The sequence below is a fragment of the Treponema sp. OMZ 855 genome (genome assembly GCF_024181145.1).
Taxonomy (GTDB): domain Bacteria; phylum Spirochaetota; class Spirochaetia; order Treponematales; family Treponemataceae; genus Treponema.
The window spans coordinates 62047-85579 of record NZ_CP051194.1 but is presented as its reverse complement, the minus strand read 5'-3'; the positions used below and the strand labels follow the sequence as shown (position 1 = coordinate 85579).

16 protein-coding genes and 1 tRNA gene are annotated in these 23533 nt (G+C 46.2%); 9 read left to right on the top strand and 8 right to left on the bottom strand.

Annotation, left to right across the window (positions count from 1 at the left end):
• Positions 1 to 39 precede the first annotated feature (39 nt).
• The 3 genes from E4N65_RS00440 (at position 40) to E4N65_RS00430 (ending at position 4732) form a co-directional block, all read left to right on the top strand.
• Positions 40 to 2061 (top strand): DUF4139 domain-containing protein, encoded by a 2022-nt coding sequence (locus E4N65_RS00440; RefSeq protein WP_253673517.1) that lies wholly within the window; start codon positions 40 to 42, stop codon positions 2059 to 2061.
• Between the two features lie 90 nt (positions 2062 to 2151).
• Positions 2152 to 2946, top strand: a complete 795-nt coding sequence (locus tag E4N65_RS00435; protein ID WP_253673515.1) for a hypothetical protein — start codon at positions 2152 to 2154, stop codon at positions 2944 to 2946.
• A 1-nt stretch (position 2947) separates the two neighbouring features.
• The gene (locus E4N65_RS00430; protein WP_253673514.1) at positions 2948 to 4732 is read left to right on the top strand and encodes a hypothetical protein; all 1785 of its coding nucleotides are present in this window, start codon (positions 2948 to 2950) and stop codon (positions 4730 to 4732) included.
• Here E4N65_RS00430 and pheT read toward each other — a convergent pair.
• Both pheT and E4N65_RS00420 read right to left on the bottom strand, forming a co-directional pair.
• A complete protein-coding gene (gene pheT, locus E4N65_RS00425) occupies positions 4707 to 6455 on the bottom strand; it encodes a phenylalanine--tRNA ligase subunit beta (protein WP_253673513.1) in 1749 nt (582 codons plus the stop codon). The two genes, E4N65_RS00430 and pheT, sit on opposite strands and share 26 nt — an antisense overlap.
• Before the next feature lie 305 nt (positions 6456 to 6760).
• Entirely contained in the window at positions 6761 to 7438 is a 678-nt protein-coding gene (locus E4N65_RS00420; protein WP_253673512.1) for a YoaK family protein, read from the bottom strand.
• Positions 7439 to 7930: 492 nt separating this feature from the next.
• Here E4N65_RS00420 and E4N65_RS00415 point away from each other — a divergent pair, with 492 nt between their 5' ends.
• From E4N65_RS00415 to E4N65_RS00400, 4 genes are read left to right on the top strand one after another with little or no spacing between them, the layout of a single operon-like run.
• Positions 7931 to 8968: an Hsp70 family protein gene (locus E4N65_RS00415; protein ID WP_253673511.1), complete on the top strand. Its 1038-nt coding sequence runs from the start codon at positions 7931 to 7933 to the stop codon at positions 8966 to 8968.
• Positions 8969 to 9008: 40 nt separating this feature from the next.
• Positions 9009 to 11177, top strand: a complete 2169-nt coding sequence (locus tag E4N65_RS00410) for a flagellar assembly lytic transglycosylase (protein WP_253673510.1) — start codon at positions 9009 to 9011, stop codon at positions 11175 to 11177.
• The gene (locus tag E4N65_RS00405; RefSeq protein WP_253673509.1) at positions 11174 to 11983 is read left to right on the top strand and encodes an undecaprenyl-diphosphate phosphatase; all 810 of its coding nucleotides are present in this window, start codon (positions 11174 to 11176) and stop codon (positions 11981 to 11983) included. The genes E4N65_RS00410 and E4N65_RS00405 overlap by 4 nt, the downstream gene beginning before the upstream one ends.
• Before the next feature lie 36 nt (positions 11984 to 12019).
• Positions 12020 to 15205, top strand: coding sequence for a DNA translocase FtsK (locus E4N65_RS00400; RefSeq protein ID WP_253673508.1), 3186 nt, complete (start codon positions 12020 to 12022; stop codon positions 15203 to 15205).
• A gap of 95 nt (positions 15206 to 15300) precedes the next feature.
• Here E4N65_RS00400 and E4N65_RS00395 read toward each other — a convergent pair whose 3' ends face one another.
• The 6 genes from E4N65_RS00395 to E4N65_RS00370 form a co-directional block, all read right to left on the bottom strand.
• Positions 15301 to 16053: a class I SAM-dependent methyltransferase gene (locus E4N65_RS00395; RefSeq protein ID WP_253673506.1), complete on the bottom strand. Its 753-nt coding sequence runs from the start codon at positions 16051 to 16053 to the stop codon at positions 15301 to 15303.
• 48 nt (positions 16054 to 16101) lie between these two features.
• Complete coding sequence (locus tag E4N65_RS00390; RefSeq protein ID WP_253673505.1) at positions 16102 to 17841, bottom strand: tetratricopeptide repeat protein; 1740 nt, start codon at positions 17839 to 17841, stop codon at positions 16102 to 16104.
• On the bottom strand, positions 17822 to 18265 hold the full coding sequence (gene nusB, locus E4N65_RS00385; protein WP_253673504.1) for a transcription antitermination factor NusB: 444 nt from the start codon (positions 18263 to 18265) through the stop codon (positions 17822 to 17824). Before nusB ends, E4N65_RS00390 begins: the two co-directional genes overlap by 20 nt.
• Positions 18266 to 18268: 3 nt before the next feature.
• The gene (locus tag E4N65_RS00380; RefSeq protein ID WP_371921844.1) at positions 18269 to 19354 is read right to left on the bottom strand and encodes an MOSP complex formation periplasmic protein, TDE1658 family; all 1086 of its coding nucleotides are present in this window, start codon (positions 19352 to 19354) and stop codon (positions 18269 to 18271) included.
• A gap of 73 nt (positions 19355 to 19427) precedes the next feature.
• Positions 19428 to 21230: an alanine--tRNA ligase gene (locus E4N65_RS00375; RefSeq protein ID WP_253673502.1), complete on the bottom strand. Its 1803-nt coding sequence runs from the start codon at positions 21228 to 21230 to the stop codon at positions 19428 to 19430.
• Positions 21231 to 21401: 171 nt separating this feature from the next.
• On the bottom strand, positions 21402 to 22277 hold the full coding sequence (locus E4N65_RS00370; RefSeq protein WP_253673501.1) for a TatD family hydrolase: 876 nt from the start codon (positions 22275 to 22277) through the stop codon (positions 21402 to 21404).
• 42 nt (positions 22278 to 22319) lie between these two features.
• On the opposite strand from E4N65_RS00370, the gene E4N65_RS00365 reads away from it, so the two are divergent.
• Together E4N65_RS00365 and E4N65_RS00360 are read left to right on the top strand one after the other, a co-directional pair.
• Positions 22320 to 22405, top strand: a tRNA-Leu gene (locus E4N65_RS00365).
• A gap of 177 nt (positions 22406 to 22582) precedes the next feature.
• Entirely contained in the window at positions 22583 to 23521 is a 939-nt protein-coding gene (locus tag E4N65_RS00360; RefSeq protein WP_253673500.1) for a septal ring lytic transglycosylase RlpA family protein, read from the top strand.
• Positions 23522 to 23533 lie beyond the last annotated feature (12 nt).

Below are 23533 nucleotides of genomic sequence, written 5' to 3'. Positions count from 1 at the left end.
ATCGGTTAGTATAATCAGGATATGAATAGGGGAGCTTTCATGAAAAATATGATTTGTATGATTTTATCTGCTGCTTGTATAGTCGGCACCACAGCCGACCCTGCGAAAAACTTTAGCGGGGACGATATTCCGCTTAAAAAGGTAACACTCTATTCGTCAGGCGTTGCACACTATATGCATGAAGGGACTGTTTCCGGTTCAGGGAATATAGAGCTATTATTTTCACCGGCTCAAATTAACGATGTGCTAAAGTCTCTTGTCGTTACTGATCCCGGTGCAAAAAACTTAGCAGTCAATTATCAGTCCGAAGATACGCTGAGGAAAACGCTGGAAAGTTTAAAAATTGACCTTTCCGCCGCTACAACGCTCTACGATATTTTAAAAGCGCAAAAGGGCGCGGAAGTGGAACTGTTTACGCCTCATCAAATTACCGGAAAGATTTTGAGCGTCGATAAAAACAGCTCAAAAGAAACGGACTCTTTCTTTATTTCGCTTGCAGCGAAAGACGGCATCCACCTTATCGCTTTTTCGGACATTCAATCCTTTAAATTTACCGATGCCAGACGAAATGAAGATTTAAATACCGCTTTGGCGCTCATCCTCGACGCTTCGGCAAAGAACCGCAAAAAACTGGACATTAAAATCGATGCGCAAGGTGAGCGGAAAATCGGTCTTTCATACGTTATGGAAGCGCCGGTATGGAAAGCAAGCTATCGGCTCGATATGGGTACCGATAAAGCAGCGTTTCAGGCATGGGCGATTATCGACAATTCAACCGACCTCGACTGGAAGAATATTACACTCACCCTCACAACGGGAAGACCGGTCGGTTTTACGCAAAACCTCTATGCGCCTTACTATACCTATCGCCCCGAAGTACCGCTTGCAATTGCGCAAACTGCGAAAGCGGAAACATTTGCCTCGGCTGATACGGGTGTCGAATATGCCGCAGCTATGCCTCTCGCAGAAAACCGGTCGATGATGATGATGAAAAAAGAAGCGTCTAGATATGCATCCGAAGCGTATGATGAAGCGGAATATCAAGACTTACAGGAAAAAAATACTTCAGCCTATTTTGAAAATCAAGCTGAGGCCGGTAATGCGGGAGAAATGTTTGCCTTTACGCCGTCAAAACCGATTACACTTGAGCGGCAGCAAAGCACGATGATTCCCCTCACCCTAGCATCTCTTCCTGCGGAAAAGTATTCGGTATTTTCTTCCATTCCATATAACGAGCGTGTTAATCCGAAATTCTGTATCAGTATTGAAAACACATCGGGCTTAAAACTGCCGGCCGGCCCCATTACGGTTCTTGACGGGGGGGAATATTCAGGCGATGCTCTTTTGGAGTTTTTACCCGAAGCCGAAAAACGCCTGATTGCTTACGGAGACGATATTGAAGTAACCGGTTCAAAGCGAGCCGACTCCACAAGGACGATTGAAACCATAAAGATGGCTGACGGAGTGATGACAACTTCGTACCGGCAAGTCCAAAGCACGATCTATTTGATACGAAACACCAATAAGAAAGAGAGAACCGTTATTGTTGAACACGCAAAGAACACAGGGTTTGAACTGACATCAAAACAAGCTCTTGCGGAAACGACTGCAAACAAATACCGGTTTAAGTTTAAAGCTGCAGGCAATACCGGTACCGAGTTAAAAGTAGAAGAAGCTCGCACCTATCAATCAACTCAAAAAATATTCGATATGAATTCAAACACATTCATTTCCTACACGACCAATTCCGAAATTCCCGAAAAAGTACGGAAGGCATTTGCGTCTATTATAACGGAAAAAGAAAAGGTTACCGCGGCGGAAAAAGCCTTGAAGACTTTGCAAGATCGTCAGACGGAAATCGGAAAGGAACAAGACCGTGTACGGAGGAATCTTGAGGCAGTCGGTTCGGAAAGCCAGCAAGGGAGAGCGTTCTTAACCAAGCTGCTCAAGCTCGAAACCGAACTGGATAACCTCAAAACAGACATTGCTGACGCAACGGAACAGCTCAACAAAGCGCAGCAAAAATTTACCGCATTCGTAAAGAATATTCGGATCGAATAGTAAAATCGATATGTAACAAAGGAGATGCGCCGTTTATTTCAAAAGGCACCCTTGAGATTGTATCTATAACGTGTTACTCTAAGGATACCTATGAAGAATGCTTTACTGGTTCCCGGCGTTTTTTTCTTAAGCCTTTTAAGCGCGGTTGTTATCTTTGCCTTTTTCGGCGGAATAGCCTTGCGTTATGAAATGGCTATTCCGTTTGCATCAGAATCGGCGGGATTGCTGCTTCTCTGCATGGCGCAAAAGGCATGTTACGTACTCCCATTAGCGGTAATGATGGCCATTATCGGAGTGTATACATTTTTGATGAGACACCCTGCAAAACTGAGTGTAGCCCTTACACTGTTCCTCGCATGTTTGCTATTTACCGTAACGGTTATTATACCGGCCTGTTATGCGCAGTTTTCCGTCATCGAGAAAGCAATAGCAGCCTACAAAACAACGGCACCCATCGACAAAGCGTTGGCCGCCTTTACAAGCAAACCGTTATTTCTAGCTTTATTACAGCAAGGCTCCGACAGCCTCTTTTCCGATGTATATGCTGCCTATGCCTATACATTACATTTTACAACATACCTCTTGTTCGCAGGTGCGCTTTTTTTCTGCGTCAGCTCATTTTGGTTTGCATGCATCATAACACGATGGAATCTGTTCAACCTTCTTTTCTTACTTCTTCTTTCAGGGGCACTATTACTCGTATATCCGTATATGCAGTTGGAAGGATTCAAGACAGCGCTCTTTAATCTCCATATAACAAATTCGGAAAACGGCATTTACGGAATTCCGCTCGTTTTGTGTGTTGTTGCCGTAGTATTTCATTCTATAGGCGGTTTAAAACTACTGCTGATATATTCAAAGACCAAAAAAAGGAGCGCTGCATAAAATGCCTGAGATGCTAAAAGGCTGGCTGTCCGTTCTTATTCACTTTGTGATCGGACTTGGGTGCTGCCTAATATATGTGTTTTTTCTCAAAAAAATTGATGTACTGCCGCAGTTTTTGTTCAGCCGGAGATTAGCGGAAACAGGAATCTTGTTTATACGGATTATGCCGAGCTTACTGGTTTCCGCTATATTGATAGGGTATGCCGTTATTTTCGGTACATCCGGTCAAAATACCGTACCGCGATTTTCTGACATATTACTTCGCTACTTAAAAGAAGCATTTATTATGCTTTTTGCGTGCGTTACTATTTATATCATATTGATAGAAATAGTATTGCCGTTGCTGGCAGACTACCGGCGCTACAGCGAACTGAAAACACATGATTATTACGATTTTATAAAAGAGACTGATAATTCATTACGAAACGGAGATGCCGAAAAAGCGTATGATAAGGCGAAGGCTGCCTTAGGAATCTGGAAAAACAATCCTGAAGCATTACAACTTTTCGATAAGGCTAAGATATTGCATGAATCATACAATGCAGATCGCAAGCAAAACAATAAAAGCGAACCCTCTTCTGAAACAGCTGAGCCGGAAAACTTAACAGCGGAAGGGGCATTGTTCATCAGCAAGCGGTTTATGAACAAATATGATTTTTACACCGCACACTATTATGCCATGCGGGCATATCAGCTGAGTGCCGAAAATGCACCCTATCATGAAGAAGCGTTACGGCTGGCCGCACAGGCGTGGAATCAAATTGAAAAAGGGATCGCCGAGCTTACCGCCGAATTTGATATCCGCTTATACCAAGCAAAAAAAGCCGGATACGAGATGATCCAGCAGGAAAACTACATCAAAGCCTACTATCAATTTGTGAACGCGAAGCGAATGCTTGAACAGAATAATCCACTCAAAAAAGACCCTGATATAGACCGTTTTATAGATATTACCCGAAAAAAACTATTGGAAGAAGTTTTCTTTATCGATGAAACAGCCTCTCTGCCGCTTTTTGAAACAGCACGTAATATTCATTTTACCATTCCTGCATCAGGCACGAGGGCACCGGCACAGATAACAATAGAAGGTCTTTCTTATATCACCAACAACAGTATTAAGGAAATATATGGAAGAAATTGTGAACTTACACAATACACCGCCGACGGTAAGATTCTTTATCGGGCACGGATTCCTTTCATCAAACTTATTCCGATTGAGAGTGCTGATGGAGTTCCTATGCTCCGCATGCTGTTCCGCGCTGTGGATAAGCAACGTGATACAGTAGTGTTAAAACCGTTCATTCTGGAAGGAACAATGCCGATTGAGCGGCAGACCTCTCTGAGGCTGCCGTTTTCATACAGCGATTTTGAGCTGATTATCGCGGCCAACGAAGGTGAAAAATCTATGACGCTCCCTCAGCTCTATGCCTTTCGGCAGCGGGGAACACAATACGGCTTCCCTGCGCAAATATATCATCGAGAATTATTGGCGAGAATTATCGATGTGTTTCTTATTTGGATTATTTCGATTTATATGCTCGTATTGGCATGGCGCTTCAGAGTTCCGCCGCACCGGCCATTTAAGCATACATGGGCACTGGCATTTCCGCTCTTTTTTGTACTGGCAACAGGACTGGTAGAGGCGGGACGGTATTGCGCCCGCCTTGTCATTGCCCTGCTCACCGATATATCCTACAGCTTGTCCCCGCTACTGTTATTGCTTGCATACATGCTCTGTTTTATCGGAATGTGTTTTTTCTTTATCGGTCAGCGTTCGGAAGCGTAAGAATAAGGATACTTTCGATATCGAGTTCGCCTGCAAATGCCGGAACGGTAACAGACCAGTTTTCCAACACTTGCGGGTGCAGTTCACCGAAAATACCAATCTGTTTCCCATCGGCAAGAACACCGGCCTGTCGCCCTTCGATAAAGCGCGGGTCGTGTGTCTCGCATACGTTGTAGTCCATTTGCAGATAGTACAGTAGACCGGCGACAAGGCTGGCAGCTTCGTTAAAGTTAGCATCTTGGTTTACGGTCAAAAAGCCGAGACTTTGTCGGGTGCGCGTACCGGTATTTTCTTCGGGAGCAAGATACGCGATTTTTCCCGTTTCGAAGATACGGTGCGGATAGACCGCATTGCCTGAAACCGTTTCTGCGGATAAGAGCGACGGAATGATGGATGGGCGGACAAACTGATAGTTTTCCGACATGGGGTTGGCAATTTCGATTACCGACGCTCCGTCTATATTCATGCGGTCGATGTAGTCTTTCTTTGAACCGAGATAGTTAAAAATCATCTCTTGATAACCGAAACCGACCATCAAACTCTTAATCTTTCTGCTGAGCTGGGTAACCGGCAACAACCTTCCAATGGTAAATTCCCGCGGCGTTTCCGGTTCAAAGAACTCAACCGTTTTACCCATCATCACGTCTTCGATAATATCAACTTCGTGTAAAAAGTCGTTCCGGTATGCAGGCGGCATCAACGACAGACAATCCCCCTCGACGGTAACGGTATTGTCCATATGCTCTAACGCTTCCACAATATCCTGCGCCGAAAGCTCAGTTCCGAGGAGTTTATTGACGGCATGAACTGTCGTCTTTGTCGGCTCTTGGAAGTAAAGCGGCGTGGTAATCGTCTCACCGAAGCCGGTTTCATACGGATATTCTACGCTGACCGGTAAAATCGTGTATCCCGCATCGGAAAAATCGCAGGCAACGATGTTGGTTGCAAGCAGCAGAGAGGGCATATCGGTACCGGTCAGCTCAACCAACAAATCGGCATCCCCCGGCTGTACCGCGCCGATCTCCGCACTGTTGATAATCGGCGCCATTGAAAGCACACCGCCCTTCGCATCCGATAGGAGCGGTACCTTCTTCATATCCTTGAGTATCCAGCCGTATTCCTTGCCTTTCGGGTGTTCGGTGATAATGCGCTCACACGTCATTTCGGTATCGAAGCCGAGCGGCGTAAACGAGGTTGTGTGCGGGTCAACAGCACGGTACTGTACCGGCCAATTGATCAGCGCGCTGCGGTACACCCCCATCGATACGGAACGGCGCTTCCGACCGAAGTTCCAGCACAGTTTTTCCTGCGTTTGGATAATATCTTTCAACATAGCATCGTCGATGGGCTTGCCCGAAATGACAAATGCCGTCATAAAGGGGCGGATATGCTGTAATTCGGGATCTACGGTTACTGTCCGTTTTCCGGAATCCTTCCGCTCACTCAATGTCGATAAAAATGCTTGATACCGAGCTTTGTTTGAAGCTCCTCCCGTGTGCATACGCAAAAGGCGCGCAAGCCCCGCTGTTGACCACAGGTCGGGGCGGTTTGTATCGTTTAATTCAATTTTTATAATGCGTTCATCTTGAGGGGCCGCTGCGGAAGGCGCTTCGTCCAGTTCCGCCTTTGCAGAGCTTAATAAGTGTTCAAATTCGGGGGAATAGTCGTATTTTTTTCCTAACAAGTTGAAAAAAAGCTGTTCATTTACATCGATCTTTGGCATAGTCTATCCTTTTTTAATATGACTGAGCTGAGGCAAAGGTTAAAACGCACGGTTCACAATGCCTCTGAGACAATTCACATATAATAGGGCATCTCTAAAAACTCGGTTAGATTTTTAGAGATGCCCGACGAGTATTTTTGATAAGTCTTTACATTGTTATGACTTATCAAAAAACATCGCAAAATAAATCTAAGGAAAACCTCTAAACAACTGAGGTTTTTAGAGGTTTCCTATTGAAAGAGTATATGCAATATGCCCCTGTTTGGCAAGAATGATGCCTCTGCGTGTCTCTGCGGCCTTTCACACTACACAAGTTGTTCCTCTCTTTGTAACATCACAAATGCGATAATAATGAAGAGTTCGCACAATAAAATCGATTTTTCCGCATAGTATTGTATTGTAATAAATCCAACAGAAACACCGATGCCGAAGCTTGCGATGATAAGAAGATACTTAAAAAAAGAATACAGATATTTGATGTCTTTTACAGCTCGATACTTCGCAAGATTTATCATACTGCTTTTTAAGTTACCGGTAATCATTGTGGTGGCTATCGGATTGCCGTCAACCTTATCGAAGTTGGCGACTTGCAGCGCTGCAATAAAAGAGATAACGGAATTGATAATGTCATACCTAAAATACGTACCGGTTAATCCGATTGCGGCAATAACCAATACTTCAAATACCAAGACTGTAACCATTCGGGTGTAGTTTTTAACGTAATGTTTGTTTTTGAGAAATTCTGAAATAAATATGCCGAACGCAAACGTAACAATAGGTATGATATATTTAAGAAACTTATGAAGTTCCCCATTTGCAGCAGAGATAAACAGCAGCACAAGATTACCGGTTTGGGCATTTGCAAATACCTTACCTTTTAATAGATAAGAGTATGCATCTAAGAAGCCCCCAACTAACGAAAGACATACGCCGATTACAATATTGTCATGCAGTTTTTCTTCTCTTATTTGTATCGTATCCACCTGTACATCCGTTAAAAAGTCTTTAAAAGTTGAAATCTTTAAAAAAGTATAGGTATGATAGGGCTAAACTTATCACCTGTCAACAGTTGCAGAAACAGATGTCGTAGAAACAGAGAACCCCTTCCGTAAGCCTTTTGAAATAGACGATACAGATGCTAGGAGCTTAGGCGAAATAAAGCGGAGACACGTCCAAAAATATACGTCCATGTATATTTTTGGACTTCGAGTTTGCAAAGCAAACTCGTTATTGCATAGAACCACCGCCGTCCATGGCGGTATTGATACGTCGAGGCCTTTTGCAGTAGCGGCATGGATGCCGCTGGTATTAAATAGCAGCGATGTTTCGGCTGTGCCGAAACTCGCAGCCAAAACTATACACGGATGTATAGTTTTGGCGCAGATGAGCCGTATATTTCAAAAGGAATTTCCTTTTGTATTGACTAAGATATGCCGATACTATAAAAGTAAGGTTTTAATAGAAGGAGTAGTGTAATGGCAGGTAAAATAGGCATAAAACTCGCAGATGGAATGTTTCTTCCCATTATGGACGATGATGCATCAGCCTCTGAAACGCTTGAATTAACTACGGTACGCGATAATCAACGAAGTGTACAAATTAATTTGTTCAAAAAAGAGGATGATACTTCAGACCCTTTGTATATCGGCTCACTGATTGTTGAAGATATTCAAGAGAAGACCGCTGGAGAACCGACAATAGAATTACGATTAGTGCTCGACGAAGATAAAAATCTTTCTGCCGAGGCTGTTGATAAAGATTCCGGTTCGCATCAAGCCCTGCGAGTGTCATTAGAAACATTTGCGGATCAAGCATTTGATGATCTTGATTTTGATTTAAGTTCGGAAACGGCCGATGCCGATATCAATCTTTCCTCCACTAACATAAACACTGATGATAATTCCGGCACCCATGATGAATTTTCCACTGCGACTTTTTATACTGATGAAGAGGATGAAAAAGAATCGCCGCCGAAACGCGGAATGCCGATTTGGCTTTTAATTCTCCTTATTTTGCTCGGTATTGCTGCATTAGTCTTGGGCATTCTGCTGCTGACAAAAAAGAGTCTTAGCGACGATAGCCGGCCGATGGCTGTGGAGCCTGGGGTAGCCGCGGTTATACCGGCTCAAAAGCCCCCCGCACAAGAACAACCTGCTCCAAATACGGCACCGTCATTGCCCGCAGACAAAGCGGTAACCGAACCGCCTGCTCCTCAACCGACAGGCGCCGCTCCAATAGAGCAGCCGGTGCCGCCGCAGCCTGTTCAGCCGGAGCAACCGGTAAAACAAGAACAGCCTGTTCAGCAGACTAAACCAGCGGTAAAAGAGCCGGCAGCTTCCGCATCAGGACAAAAAGCCGTCCGCTATAAGATCCGTTGGGGCGATACGCTTTGGGATTTATCGGAAACTTATTACCGTAATCCGTGGTTGTACACAAAGATTGCAAAGCATAACAAACTTAAAAATCCTGATTTAATCATTTCGGGAACTTATATTGAAATCCCTCCGCAGTAAGATACTACGCAACAAGCAAGAACGATTTTTTCGTTCTTGCTTGCTCCTTTTTTTTCAGCTCCGTATTCCTTTTTTTTGTCTTTTCCTCTTCATCGGTTCCGTCACAGCCTGTGCCGCAGATAGAAGTGCTGCTTTATTAAAAGACTTAAAAGCAGGAAATTACGGTTTTTTCTTAAAAGCAGACAAAGCAGCCTATCGCAGTATTAAAATGATGGGGCACGGCAGCGCCTATTATGTCGGTTTGCATCTGAAACGCGCAGGACACGAACAATCTGCCCGTTTCTACTTTAACCTTGGAGAAAAGCTGTATGAGTCGCCGCTGAACCGTCTATGCCGGGAAGAATTGTACGAAACAGGTTCCCCTGCCGACCGTCTGCAGTCGATAGAAAAACGCTTGCAGGAACTTTCCAAAGCAACCGATACTTCCGTACAGAACGAAAAAAAACTGTCTGAAAAAGACCGTTTAACCCGCTTGAAAAACCTCCTTCTCTTGCAGATGGGTGCTTATGACAGCATCACGCAATCGCCGGAAACGCTGTATCTTACCAGCCCGCTGACGGCAACACTTGCCGAAGCCTTTCCTCAATTCGGCAAGGATATGCCGCCGTTTTTACATAAGCTTGCCGAAATCCGTATCGCAGTTTTTAGCAAACACTATACGGAAGCATGGGCATCTGTTCCGGATACTTTCAGGATGGAGAATGCCTTTGCAGATTTTACCTTTCCAAGTCTGCTCTCCGATATCGGCAAGGCAGGCGTCTATGGGACTGAGAACGCCGCCGAGGCAGCGGCTTTTTTTGAAGATTTTGCAATACGAATACAAAGCGGGGTCAATAAGAAGCTTTCCGGTACGGATATGCGCCGGTGCCTTTTTTATGCATCCTTTTATGAAGCCCGCTGCCGGGTAAAAATCGGCGGCGCAGAACAACAAGAACGCGCTATAAAACTTTTCTTACAGGCAGCTGAACTGGCCGACACCGATTCCAATCTTGATTCTGCATTGTGGTACTATTTAGATACCATAAAACTACGGGGCATTCCCCGTTATCTAAAAGCACTGGCAGATACGGCGCCCCGCTGGAAAAAACCTGAATGGTATACCGATTTGATACAATCATTACGGGCGCAGCTGACTGCGGCAAAGGATTGGAAACACTTAAAAACGCTCTATGATGTGCTGACAAAAACAAACTTGCCGGAACAACAAGCTGCTGTTGCCTATACGCTTGCCTGCACCGGTTCACTCCCGCCGGATCAGACGGTACGGTTACTGCAAGAAGCATCCGGAGAGTCCCATGACTCGTTGTACTACAGGATTTTAGCCGCATATCGGCTCGGCGGGGCGCAGTTGTTACAAGATGTGTTCCAGTTCCGCAGTACACTCCCATCCGGTGCTCAAACACAATCCGTCCGACGCCCGCAGACGCAAGCCGGTGAAGCACAGTCTCAATCCGGCGGACAAGCGCAAACCAGCGAATTTTCCGTACAAGAGGCGCGGGCATATATCGACGGCTTGCTTCATTTCGGCTTATACGATATGGTCTATCCCCGCATTGTTGCCGTATATCCGGCGATTCCCGCCGAAGAGGCACTACAAATCGCCCGTGTATTGGCTGATGAAGGCCGCTATGCCGATTCAATACGGGTAATACGCTTCTCGTTAAGAAATCAGGAAGATGCGGCGACAAAAGAACAGCTGGAGCTGCTGTACCCCCGTCCGTGGCACGAAATTGTCTCGAAATACGCCGCGGAATACCGCCTGCCGGAATATCTTTTATACGCGCTGATAAGAAGCGAAAGCTTTTTTCAACATCGGGTGGTATCCGGAGCGGGAGCCGTCGGTCTTACACAGCTGATGCCTGCTACGGCTGCGGATATTGCAAAGAAGTTAAAGGTTGCAGATTACAGCCTTACCGATCCCGAAATAAATATCAGATTCGGTGCATATTATCTTGCGGAAATGATCCGCCGATCCGATAACCGTATTATGCCTGCCTGCTTTGCGTACAATGCAGGCATATCACGCGTTCGCGGATGGCAAAAAAAAGCGCAAGGTCTAGCGGCAGATCTCTTTTTGGAGAGTTTGGAATACGCTGAAACGCGGGATTACGGGCGAAAGATACTGTCCGCAGCAGCAATATACGGAGCACTCTATTATTCCGAAAAACCGGAGGATATTGTACTGCTCTTTTTCAAGGAACTATTATGACGGTTATACAAGCAATTTTTCTCGGCGCCGTTCAAGGCATTGCCGAATTTCTTCCTATTTCAAGCTCCGGCCATCTCGCCGTAGCAGAGTACTTTTTGGGGCATACCGATGTCCCCATCATTTTTGATATTCTACTGCATATCGCGACACTCGGAGCAGTTTGTATTGTGTTTTACAAACAGATATGGCGGCTTTTAACCGTACTCGGCCGGTTTATCATCAGAAAAAATACAATAGAAGACAGCGCAGACCTTAAACTAATTGGTGCGCTGCTCATTTCTACCGTTGTTACCGGCGTTATCGGTATCGTTCTGAAAGATATTGTGCAGGCAAAAAATATGCTGTTTATCTCGATCTGTTTTATTATTACCGGTATCGTACTTTTAGTTTCAGTTAAAATTCAACCGAAAAAAAACGTTGCCGTGCCGTCCATGCTGCAAGCGGTGATTATCGGAGCAGCGCAAGGTATCGGCGTACTACCGGGTATTTCCCGCTCAGGCTCTACCATCGCAGCGGCGCTCTTAACCGGTGTAGACCGCGAAAAAGCCGGAGAGTACTCGTTCCTTCTTTCTATTCCGGCGATTCTTGCAGCGTTTATCTTTGAACTGAAATCAGCCGATACCATAAGCGGTTCTGTCGGCATCGCAGCGCTCGCAGCAGGAATGTTGACTGCCTTTATCGTAGGTTTTTTTGCATTGACCTTTTTGCTTAAATTGATACGGAAGGGAAAGCTCGGGATGTTTGCCTACTATTTGATTCCTGCAGGGGTTATATTATTCAGCGCAGTCGGCATCTTTCAATTCTAGGGGTGTTCAAAAGGAACGGGAGGGGAAATAACATTGATGGGAAACCGAGATCATCGATTTAGAATTTTAGCGGTCATTTTAAGTATACTGTTTTTTTGTATCGGGATTGTCTTGACGCTCGGCATTTTTTTGCCGATTGCCGGACTGACTCAATCAAACTATGGATTGTTTGCCGTAGGACTGCGCGTATTTTCGGTATACGGTTTCTCTTCTTTTCTGATTCCGCTTCTCTTTTTATATGGAGCCATATTATTGCTGATTCCCGGCTGGACGCGCGAATCTAAAGCGGTTTTGCTCGGCGTCCCGTTCTATTTTGTTACTGCCATCATCGGTGAGCGGCTTATCTACGCTTTTGCTCCATCGGTTTCCATTCCGCTTGTCCGGCAATTTGTAACCGTTTCGATATTGATCTGCGCACTGCTGCTTGTCTGCTTTGAAATTTTTTTAATGCTCATACTGAGCGAAAAGCTATCAGGCAAACACTTCTCTGTGAGCTCCATTCCTACGGAAGATACCGTTTCCGAAAACGCTGAGCCGGATAGCAGCGATACGAAAGATACAACGGCGTCTTTTACTCCGCCGGTACCGGCACCAGAAGACACACCGACGAATTCGCTGGAAGAAACCAGTGCCGAAACTCAGATTCCTCCGGAAAGCGATACGGGCGCAGCATTCACAGCTCCGATCAATACGGCCGGTACGGTTCAAGAACGACCGGAGGCAACCGCTGTATCCGGCGCATCTACGGATTTGGAAGGAACGGCGTTTAATCCGCTCTCGGCTGATAGTACCGTTGAGCCCCTTAACGAACATACTACCGATACGCTTGAGTACCGCGCCGAACAAGACATATCAGTTGAAACCGGCATTCCGGATACTGAAAATATGCACAGCGAAACACCACAGAGTGAACCGATGCATTCTGCTGAAGCGGTAGAAACTCTTGAGCCTACGGATATGGAGGAAGATGATGTGCAGCCGCTCCCGCTGTCAACCCCATTATCAGCCGTTATGGATATGCAGGAAGAAGATACTGCCCGACCGGTATTTGACCCCTCCGATCCGAACAACCTCTTTGCAAGCTTAGAAGAAATTACCGCTCCGGTTGAACGCATTAAACAGACCGGCCATTCCGAAGCACAGACCAATCCCTTGCCGCCGGAAGAAGACACGGCGACTCCTATACCGCCGGAAGACGATGTACCGGCAGGAGCGGAAGAGGTCGCAGATACCATCGCTCAAATGGATATTATTCCCGAAGAAACAATTCCAGAACAACAATCGATAGCCGCGGCTTCTCAAACAGAAGCCGATTTTTCAGATACCAACAGCGCTGCTGAAACCGAAAGTGCCGCCGAGCCGGATATGCCGCTTGTTTTTGTAAACGGCGTACCGCTGCCGAATGAACGCTCAGACCTGCTCGACACAATGGTGGTGATCGACTCGGAAACGCACACAAACTCAAAAACTATGCAAGAAGAGCAATCCGTTTCATCGGAAACCGGCAGCATCACCCAAAACCGGACGGTAATGCAGGAGGAAACCGCGCCGGTTGCGCCGGTTGAAGAGTTCCAAGACGAAACGTTTGTATCCGATATCGATATCAATGAGGCAGATGTACCGGCTGAAAATATTTCGGAATCGGATATTGCCATTGACGGTTTGGATATACAGAATGAAGAAGATATCGATGACAGCGAGACTGATATCGGCGCCGAAGCCGCACAGGATACTGATGAGAAGTTGTTAGAAACCATCGAACAAACCGTACCGGTCATTCCGGCAAAACCGGCGCCTCCCCCTCCCCCGCGGAAAAAATATGCCATCCCGTTTGATCTTTTAACGAATTATCCTGACGGTGAATACTGGATTGTTGACGATGCGACACGGCGAGCAGCGTTGATGCTGAAATCGACCTTTAACGAATTTAAAATCGATGTGTCCATCACCGGTATCCGTAAAGGGCCTGTCGTAACAATGTTTGAAATGCTGCCTTCGCCGGGTATCAAACTATCCAAGATTACCAATCTACAGGATAATATCGCATTACGTCTCGCTGCCTCCAGCGTCCGTATCGTTGCGCCCATTCCGGGTAAACATGCCGTCGGCATCGAAGTTCCAAACAAAAAGCGTTCAATCGTCAGCTTTCGGGAACTGATAGAAACCGATTTGCCGGAAGCTGCTAAGATGGCCATTCCCGTTGCTCTCGGAAAAGACGTAACGGGCAATCCGCAAGTCCTTGACCTTGCACAGACCCCGCATCTGCTCATCGCCGGAGCAACCGGTTCGGGCAAATCGGTTTGCGTTAATTCGATCATTTTGTCGATTCTCTATAACCGCCGCCCCGATGAGGTAAAGCTGATTTTAGTCGATCCCAAAATCGTCGAGCTCAAGCTCTATAACGACATTGCACATCTTTTAACCCCCGTTATTACCGAACCGAAGCGGGCATTCCAAGCGTTACAATATGCGCTCTGCGAAATGGAGCGGCGCTACGCCTTACTCGATAGCATGGGTGTGCGCGACATAAAAACCTTCAATGCGAAAATCAAATCGGAGCGGATAGCAACGGAAACGCTGCCCTATATCGTCATCATTATCGATGAATTTGCAGACCTTATGGCAACATCCGGTAAGGAACTTGAAGCTACAGTCGCACGCTTATGCGCAATGAGCCGCGCAGTCGGTATTCATCTGGTGCTTGCGACACAACGGCCGTCCATCGACGTCATCACCGGTTTGATTAAGGCAAATATTCCGAGCAGAATTGCGTTCATGGTTGCGTCAAAAACCGATAGCCGAATCATCTTGGATGAGATGGGTGCGGAAAAACTGCTAGGAAAAGGCGATATGCTGTACGTAAGCGCCGCTCGTCCGTTCCCGACCCGTATGCAGGGAGCCTTTGTTTCCGAACAGGAAGTAGAGCGTGTTGTCGCCTGCGTGAAGGAATACTGCGAACCCGAATATATCGATGAAGAAATCTTTGTGGATGATGATGACGAGCCGTATGATAATGCCGTGTTCTCCGACGATAACGATCCGCTGTATGAGCAAGCATTGGAAATTGTTACCTTTGCAGGAAAAGCCTCTGCTTCCTATGTACAGCGAAAACTGAAAATCGGCTATAACCGCGCGGCTCGTCTTATCGAAGAGATGGAAGCCCGAGGCATCGTCGGCCCTGCAAACGGTTCAAAAGCCCGCGAGGTCATCAGACGAGTGTAGGGATGTTTAATAATCCCTTGTTAAACAAAAGAACGGACGCAATACGGTCTTCGGCCTTGTCGATCGGAAAAGTCTTCTTTGTGAAATGACTTCTCTTATACACGCCCGACCAGTATCATGGTTCGGGCACGCTCATTATAGGGGGAGCGGTCAAAGTCGCCGTATATTTCGACGGAAGTAAAACCGGCAGACAACATAAGCTGCCGTAATTCGGTTGCGGCATAGAGACGCTGCACAAAGGTGTGGTCTGCCTTGAGTCCGTCTTTTGTGTAGAGCTGCCAATGCGAACGTAAGCCCTCCCAGGCGCCTTCTACCGTAAAATCGGTGAGTACGGTATACCCTGCCCGCTCAAACCATTCTCCCGCAGTAAAATCCCGCACAGCTATTTCCCGCCCTACCATTTCGAGGATAAAACAGCCGCCTTTTTTTAACGATTGGGCAATATTGCGGATAATGAGAGCATCTTCTTCAATCGTTTTGCAATAGCCGAAACTGGTATACATATTGACTGCAATATCGAAGGCGGCTGGGCGTACAAACTCCCGTAAATCCGCTTGCACCCATTCGATAGTTACATTTTCTGCCGCCGCTGCCTCTGCCGCTGCATCTAAGAACGGCTTGATAAGATCGACACCGGTAACCTGCGCCCCAAGAACGGCAAGTTCAACGGTAATACGGCCTAAACCGCACCCTGCATCAAAAATTTTTAATTTCTGCGGCGGGCGACCTGCTCCGGCAAGTGTAATAATACCTTTAGCAACGGCGGAAGCCTCTTTCCATCGCGAGGCGTCAAACATGATAGGTGCATACTGTACCCAAAAAGATTCATTTTCAAACCAATCGTTCATATTGATCCTCACGCGCCTCTGCTTCAGACTCACACCGCCGCTTGCGCACTATTGCGGATTGGTATCCGTACCAGTTTGTAAGAACGAATCTAAACCGGAATTCCGATTCACGCTACCGTCGGCAATCAATTTTTGTTTCAACACATTGGCCCGATGATTTTCAGGATCAAGTTTCAGCGCCCGATTCAACAGCGCAATTGCTTCCGGCATCCCATTGCGTTCGGCATATATCCGCGCGGCTTCGTAGAACATCTTACTTTTTGTACGTTTATCGGAAAGGAGCTCCGCGGCGCGGGAGAAATACTTAATCGCCATATCAGGTTCATTGCGGGCATCATAGATATAGGCTTGGTCAACCGTGGCAGGAATTTTATAGCGGCTCTCCGTTTCCACCTCGGCAAAATGCTTTAGCGCCGCAGTCGAATATCCTTGCACCGCACGCCGGATACCGTTGTAGAATACATCTTCATCATGATTATCAGCCTTATCAATTCCGAAACAAGCGTTAAAATCGCCTGAAGAAGCAAAGTACCAGCGTGCATACGCCTTGACAAGCGGATTGTGGGGATGTGCTTCCAGAATTTTCCACATTTCTCCGTTTCCCTGCGTATAGTTTTTCGGCTGGACATAGCGGTATCGAAAGTCTTCCAGCAGGAACCGTATATCCTCACTATCAGCTGCCATTGCCCCCTCAAGCACTTGCTCGGCAGAAAGGGTAAAAGCCGAAGATACAAACAAGTTTTTTTCCATTTCTAACGAGAAAAAATCTTTGCTTTGCAGATATTCGTCTAAAGGACTTTTTTGATTATGCACTGCATTAACAGCGGAACAAGCCCGGACATACTGTGCAACAGCCGGATAATATCCCGGATTTTGCGAAATACAATCAATCAATACTTCGGCTTTTTCTTCTTCCGTAGCGGCAGTCATCGCTAAGTTATAAAACACTTCGCTTGAGGAATCCGTATAACGATCAACATATATGTGCCAAAAACCGCGTGCCTGCTCCATATCACCAAGCCCTGCGCTTGCATCGGCAGCAAGCAAAAGGTGACGGCGGGCGTATTCAAAAGCTTTGGGATTATTTTCAGGAACACCTGCCATGTCGGCATACGCGAGTGAGTAGACTAAATCATCCAGTACCGGCTGAAAGTTTCCCATATCATAAGCCAAACATGACCAAAAATAGGGGGAACGCAGCGCTTCTTCTTTGGCGATCCGGGAACGGAGCGCGGCGGCTTGTGCAATGTCGCCTTGATGAGCAAGCATTACGGCAGCATTCTCCAAGAAAATATGTTCGCCCGTAAGCCGAAATCCCTCTTGCCAAAATGAAACGGGTGTCCGGTACGTTCGTTTTTCCTTATCTGCAAGGATAAGCGCCTCCGTCCCAACACCGGCATAAGAAGTACCGAGCAAAGATTCAGCAGCCGCGGCCGCATCTTCTATCCGGTCTTCCCGTATCAGTGTATGAGTAAGAGCCGCTTTAAGCATCGGATCATCGGGATATTTTTTCAGACCGGCCTGAATTGATTGTAAGGCTTGCACGGGACTATGCAGCCGCAATTCCCGTTTTGCAATGCTTAAATACTGAATAGGAATCTGTGCTTTTTTACGCAATGCACGTAAGCTATTCAGCGCTTTTTGAGTATTACCTTCTTGCACAACACCGTCAATGACATTTAGTTTTTGTTGAAAAAGCTCATTTTTATCTGTTTTTGAACATGCTGCGGCAATGACGCAGAGGAAAAGACTTCCTATAAGAAAGAGATTAGTTTTTGTCCTTTTCATAAGAGCAGTCTAAACACTCTCGTTTGATACTGTCAAGTACTGCGTTTACAAACTTGAAGGAATCATCGGTACCATACGTGCGGGCTATGGAGACTGCTTCGTTAATCACTATTCTGGGATCGGTATCTTGTTGGAAGAGAAGCGAATAAGTACCAAGCCGAAGAATCGCTTTGTCAACCAATTTAAGCCGATTAAAATCCCAGTTTTCCAAGTTTTTGGTAATGAGGGTATCGATTTTATTGATATGCTCAACAGTACCTAAAAAAAGAAGCTGCGAAAATAAAAAATCTTCGTCCTCTACCTCTTTACCGGTACGTTCGACCCACGGAAAGGTCAATAAATCATTAGGCAAAAGCGATCCTGCATCCCAGGCAAATAACGCCTGAAACGCCAGGATCCTCCCGCGTCGTCTTCCGATCGCCATTTTTTACCACGAAAGCGTTTTTTCGAGATCGGAGCCGGTTTTGAATATGACGAAATTATCCGGTTTACGGAGCTCATTGGTTACCGAAACCAACGCATCGTTAAGCGCTTCATTTTGACGCTGCATGATCACCATCTGTTTTATATATTCGTAGAGACTGACATTCCCGCCGGGTTGTACGACATCACTTAAACCGAGTATTTTCGCATCTTTTTTCTCCAGAACAACAAAGCACTGGTAATTAACACCCGTTTCGGTGATCGGCGACACTTCTCCTACTTTCATGCTAAAAATCTTGAGAAGTTCTTCCATCGGAATACCGAGCTGTTCGGCTGCCAATGCGGTTTTACTGACAAACATTTCTCCAGCTTGATAAGCTGAATTCTTTTCCTGCGATTTTGTACGGATATCAGCCGTCGCCTTCGGGTTTGCCGTCAGCTTTTTCTGAATATCTTTTATCGTTTTTTCCGCAGTACTTGCTTTGTCGCCTTTCGGGGCTACCACAAGGAAAAGCTGTACTGTGTCAGGCTGCACGAAAGACTGTTTATTTACCTCATAATACGAACGGATTTGATCATCGCTCGGACTGGGAATCGATTGCAGCTCTTTTTGTTTTTTCTGCATCACATATCTTTGCGCAGTCAGTTGGGTTCGTAAAAAGCTCTTAAACTCAGCAAGGGTCATACCGTTTTGTGCTTTCATATATTCGTCAAGCGACATATTCGTTTTTTCTTTAATAAGTTTCGCAAAATCCGCTTCGGATACCTGCTGACCCAATTGATTGGATACGTATTCGGTGAAGTAATTGTTTACTTCCGAATCCATGATTTTTATCCCGTCTTTTTCAGCCGCTTGGACGATCAACCGTTCATTGATAAGACCATCCAGCGTTTGCTGCCGTTCCGGAACGGTCATCTTCCGTCCGATTTCCTTTTCTAAGGCTGAAACACGGGTTTTAAGCTGACCAAGCGTAATAGGTGTCCGACCACTGAGTTTCACCTCTGCAATAGGCAGCAGATTAGTTTGGGCAAAAACGCCGCTTATAGACAAACTTAATACAATAAACAATGTAATTACAGGTTTTTTCATCATATCCTCTTCAGGTTTTTGATATTAGTAAACAACCGAACCGCCAGTAAGTTACTTACAGATCCCGTGTGTCCTATTTTGTAAGCACCGCACGGATACGTCTAATCCCGGCCGATGACGATTGTTCTTTCTGGATTACAAACCGGCCGAGTACTCCTGTGTGTTCTACGTGAGGGCCGCCGCATACTTCTTTGGAAAAGTTCCCGATGGAGTATACTTTGACGGTATCTTCGTATTTTTCACCGAAGAGCGCCATCGCACCGGATTGTTTTGCTTCTTCAAGCGACATTATTTCCATAGTAACTGGTAAATCAGCTTGGATCTGCTCGTTGACAATGCGTTCAACTTCCGCCTTTTCTTCGGCAGTCATCGGTTGCGGATGAGAAAAGTCGAAGCGGAGCCGTTCTACCGTAATATTAGACCCTTTCTGTTCAACATGATCACCAAGAACCATTCGCAGCGCCTTATGTAAAAGGTGCGTTGCCGTATGATATGCAGTGGTTTGCTCGGAATGATCGGCTAAACCGCCCTTAAAAATTTGCTCACTGCCCGCACGGGATAGTTCTTGATGCTTCTTAAAGGCCTCTTCAAATTCCGCTTTGTCAACGGTTAAACCCGATTCCCGCGCAAGCTCTTCGGTAAGCTCGATGGGGAAGCCGTAAGTATCGTAGAGTTTAAAGGCAAGCCTGCCCGGGATAATTTTTTTAGCATTCTTTAACAGGTTCGGCTTCATTTTTTCATATTCCGCCTCGCCTTTTTTGAGGGTTTCAAGGAAGCGTTTTTCTTCCGCCTCAAGCTCGGCGCAGATGGATGCTTCTTTTTCTTTTAATTCGGGATATGCGCCCTTGTACTGCTCAATGAACACCTTTGCCGGAGTTGCCAAAAAAGTACCTTCGATACCAAGTTTCCTGCCGTGGCGAACAGCCCGTCTAATAATGCGGCGGAGTACATACCCGGCTCCAACATTGGACGGCAGCACCGCTTTCGGGTCTCCCAAGATAACGGTAGCGGCTCGCGTATGATCGCAAATAATACGGACGGAAACATCTTTTTCAGCATCGCTACCGTATTGGTAGCCGGTAATCTTTTCGATTGCGGCAATCAGCGGGGTAAAAATCTCGGTTTCGTAGACGGATTTCTTGCCCTGCAACATCGCAACAGTACGCTCAATCCCCATGCCGGTATCAACACAATGCCGCTCCAGCGTGTGATATGAACCGTCTTGTTCCTTGCGATACTGCATAAAAACATCGTTCCATATTTCGACGTATTTACCGCAGCTACAGCCCGGACGGCATTCGGCGCCGCACGCAGGTTTTCCCGTGTCGATGAACATTTCGGTGTCGGGACCGCACGGACCTGTTTCTCCTGCGGGACCCCACCAGTTATCCTCGCGGGGCAAAAAGTGAATCCGTTCTTTCGGGATACCGTGCTTTTCCCAAATCTCCGCGGATTCGGTGTCGCGCGGCACTTTGTCATCTCCTGCAAAGACCGTTACCGAAAGGAGATCGATCGGGATATTAAGGTACTGCGGACTGGTTAAAAATTCAAAACTAAACCCGATTGCTTCTTTCTTAAAATAGTCGCCGAGCGACCAGTTTCCCAACATTTCAAAAAAGGTAAGGTGAGAAGCATCTCCTACCGCGTCAATATCTCCGGTACGGATACACTTTTGATAGTCCGTTAAACGGTTTCCGGCAGGATGCGGTTCGCCCATCAAATAGGGAACAAGCGGATGCATACCTGCGGTAGTAAATAATACGGTAGGATCATTTTCCGGAATTACCGACTTACCGGAAATTTCCACATGATTTTTGCTTTTAAAAAATGCAATATACTTGGAACGAAGTTCGTCTGCTGTAATGTGTTTATTCATATCTTACCATAGTAAGAAAAGATATTGAGCCTGTCAACTGTGCTTTTGAAAATATGCATACCGTCTACGGCGTTGCTACACAAAAATAAATGCTCGACGTACAACAAGTACGCCTCCACTTTATTTTTGTTCGCGCCTTGTATCCGGTATCACTATTTTCAAAAGCGCTGGCTATGCAGAACGGACACGGCTGTCCGGGGTTTTACACAGCAGCGAAAAAAGCCGGCGGCAGTTCCGGTGCACAATTTCGCATAAGTGTTCTACCGAACACTGCCGGTATTTACTTGCAGCTTGATAGGTATATGGAATATTCAACGGGGTGTTTACCGCCCGTCTAACCGGTTGAGGGGCGAGATACGGGGCATCCGTCTCCAATAGTAGTTTATCGTCAGGCACCATGCGTACCAGTTCCGCTATTTCAGAAGCCGTTTTCGCATTGTCAGTGTATGTGATGGTACCCGGAAATGAAAGATACCAGCCCCGTTCTAAAAAAGCTTCGGCTTCCTTCTTCCTGTACGAGAAACAGTGAATGACACCTCGATGCCAGCCTACTTCGTCGATACAACGGAGCGTCGGTTCAAAACCGTCGCGTGAATGAATAATCACAGCCAATCCGTACCGTTTGGCAAGGGCAAGCTGTTCTTTAAACAGCGTTTCTTCACCGGCGAGATCACCGGTTCCCGTACCGGTTGCTCCGGCATGGTTCCAATACCGGTCTATACCGCATTCTCCGACTGCCGTATACAACTGCCCGCTTTTGAGAATCGCTTGAATATCGGCTTCAAGCTTTTGCAATGCCTCTACCTGATGTTCAATAGCGGCACGCCCCGGCCACAATCCCGCAGAAAAATGGATAAAATCGGGTATAGAGCCGTCTTTGCCGCAAGCTTCCGCAACGGTGTTATACCGTGGTGTAAAATCTCCGGCATCGGTTCCTATATCCATTATAAAAGGATACCTTTCTTCCTGCATCGCTTTCAGTATCAGCGGAAAGTGTGCCGTTTTTTGAGAAATATGATGTAAATGACAATGAGAGTCTGTAAACAATCTTGACCGCCTCTATAATTTCCGGTATAGTATATCATCTTTGCCGGAGTGGTGGAATTGGTAGACACCAGGGACTTAAAATCCCTTGACTGGAAACGGTCGTACGAGTTCAAGTCTCGTCTCCGGCAGCTTCTTACATCGCCTGCCTTATTTATACACAATGTTTATATAGTCTCCCGTATCATAAAGCTTTAGGCTCAATAGAGCATATTCCCCGTTAATTCCTTAAAAATGCTTTCCTCTTTTGCACTTAATTTTTTTTCTTGTTTTCCGATATTGTCTATATGAAGCTATGGGAGGATCTTATGAGAAAATACCATGTACTGTCAGCTCTAGTGGGGGCATTGTTGTTATTACCCCTTGGAGCGGAAGAATTACTCACAGCAGAAACTTATGCATCTTATTACGGAGAGGCTTTTAACGGTCGTCCGACGTCAAGCGGCGAAATTTTCGATATGAATGCCTATACGGCAGCCCACAAAACACTGCCGTTCGGAACTTTTCTTGAAGTAACCAATCTTGAAAACGGGAAAAAAGTGGTGGTACGCGTAAACGACCGCGGCCCATTCGTCCCAAACCGCGAGATAGATTTATCAAAAGCTGCCGCTAAATCGTTGGGAATGATTAGCCGCGGTATTACACGAGTTTCGATTAAAAAGGTTGATTCGCTTGATCATGCAGCACTCGTTGCAACAACTGATGTTTACAGCGACACACCGGCAAAATCTGCACAAAAAGAAACACCTCTCGCCTCAGGTACGCAACCCGAAGTAGTGCCTGTTCAGAAGGAGGCGATGTCCGATATACCTGCTAAAGGTTCCGGCACAGCAGCAGAAGCGCAAACGGCACCGTCTAAAGTAACACAAGCACAAGCATCGCAACCTAACACAACACAAAGACAACCGGCATCTGTAGATCAACAACCGGCAAAGCCTGATACCGTTAAAGGTGTTGCAAACCGTTCAGCTTCCGCACAACCGGCACAAACTCCGGCTCCGGTTTATTCACAAGGTACTTCAGGCGTGTTGTGGAGAATTCAGCTGGGCGCTTTTGCACGGGAAGAAAATGCGCTGCGGCTTGTTGTCCAACTGAGAAAAGCAGGATTCGACCCTGCGTATGAGCGTACTGAAAAATCGGTACGGGTTGTCCTTCCGGGCATACAGCCTGACGATCTTGAAAAAGTAAAAGAAGCACTGGCGAATCATTCCTTCACCGATTACGTAATCAGACAGGAAAGCTGGTAAGCCGATTTTTTT